The 1,360-nt window shown below is 38.4% G+C and carries 1 protein-coding gene; it reads left to right on the top strand.

Features of this window, described 5'->3' with window-relative positions; genetic code table 11:
• The first annotated feature begins 144 nt into the window (after positions 1 to 144).
• Positions 145 to 1,278: an ATP-binding protein gene (locus QVO99_RS01670; protein ID WP_022315853.1), complete on the top strand. Its 1,134-nt coding sequence runs from the start codon at positions 145 to 147 to the stop codon at positions 1,276 to 1,278.
• Positions 1,279 to 1,360: the final 82 nt, after the last annotated feature.

The following is a 1,360-nucleotide window of genomic DNA, read 5'->3' as shown; positions in this document are numbered from 1 at the left end:
CAAGCCCTAATGACCGATTTGGGATAAAGCTTGTATGTTTCAATAAATAATTGTATCTTTGTTGCGAAAAATCCATGAAAATCCGCAATACCGTTGCGGAAAATCTATGAAAATCCGCAATATAAACGAACAAATACATAATGTATGATTGAACGTATATGCCATATTGACAAGGAGTTAGAGGATAGTATATTTTTGTTTGGTGCCCGTCAGACAGGAAAAAGTACCTTTTTGCGTCAGAAATTTCCAGACAGTATATACATTGACTTGTTGGATACAACTATAAAGGGGCGCTTCAGTCGTCGGCCTTCTCTGCTTTATGAGATGCTTTCTAACAAGGAAGTAGGTACGCTTGTTATTATAGATGAGATACCAGAAGTGCCTGAGTTGCTTAATGAAGTACATCGTTTGATGTCAGAGAAAGGACTTGTGTTTATTCTATGTGGTTCAAGTGCCATAAAATTGAAACGCAAAGGCTATAATACATTGGGAGGCAGAGCATATCCTATATATCTATTTCCTTTTGTGAGTGCTGAGATTCCCGACTTTGATTTACAACAAGCTATCAATTATGGAATGTTGCCACCGCATTATCTGGCAAAGAATCCGCATCGCCGTCTATCTGCATATATTGATGTTTATCTAAAAGAAATCAAGGAAGAGGCTCTTGTAAGGAATCTAAACACTTTTCAGCGTTTTCTGGAGGTTGCGGCATTAACAGATGGCGAAATGATAAATAACAATAATATAGCTCAAGATTGTGGTGTAAGTGCCAATACTGTTGGTAACTATTTTGATATATTGGAGGACACTCTTTTAGGATTCCGTGTACCTGCTTATACCAAAACAATGAAACGCAGATTGGTGCAGGCTCCTCGATTCTATTATTTTGATATAGGTGTAGCCAATCATTTGTTGCATCGTAAGGAATTGGTGAGAGGCACGGCAGAGTATGGTCATGCTTTCGAACACCTTGTAATTCAAGAGCTAAGAGCTTGGCTGAGTTATAAGGAAAGTATGGAACAATTGAGTTATTGGAGGGCTTATACTGGTCAAGAGGTGGATGCTGTGATTGGTGATGCAAGAGTTGCAATAGAGATAAAATCTGTAGAGGAGGTACTGCCAAGGCATTTAAAAGGTCTCAAGACTTTCGCCTCTGATTATCCTGAAAGCAAACTGTTGATAGTTTCGTTAGATCCTATCAACAGAAAGATGGGAGATGTAGAGTGTATCTATATCATTGATTTTTTCAGAAGACTTTGGAGCGAAGGTATATGATAATCTGTAGCACACAGAGTTGTCTCTTTAACCCAAACAAAATCCACTCTTCTAAAAGAGCAAAATCCAAGCAAGCCCTAAC

The organism is Prevotella sp. CAG:592, from assembly GCF_000436015.1.
In the GTDB taxonomy this organism is placed as follows: domain Bacteria; phylum Bacteroidota; class Bacteroidia; order Bacteroidales; family Bacteroidaceae; genus Prevotella; species Prevotella pectinovora.
This window is presented reverse-complemented; position numbering and strand designations above follow the sequence as displayed.

Coding starts and splice junctions, on each gene's coding strand:
- QVO99_RS01670 (WP_022315853.1), top strand. CDS start 145: ATGATTGAACGTATATGCCATATTGACAAGGAGTTAGAGGATAGTATA.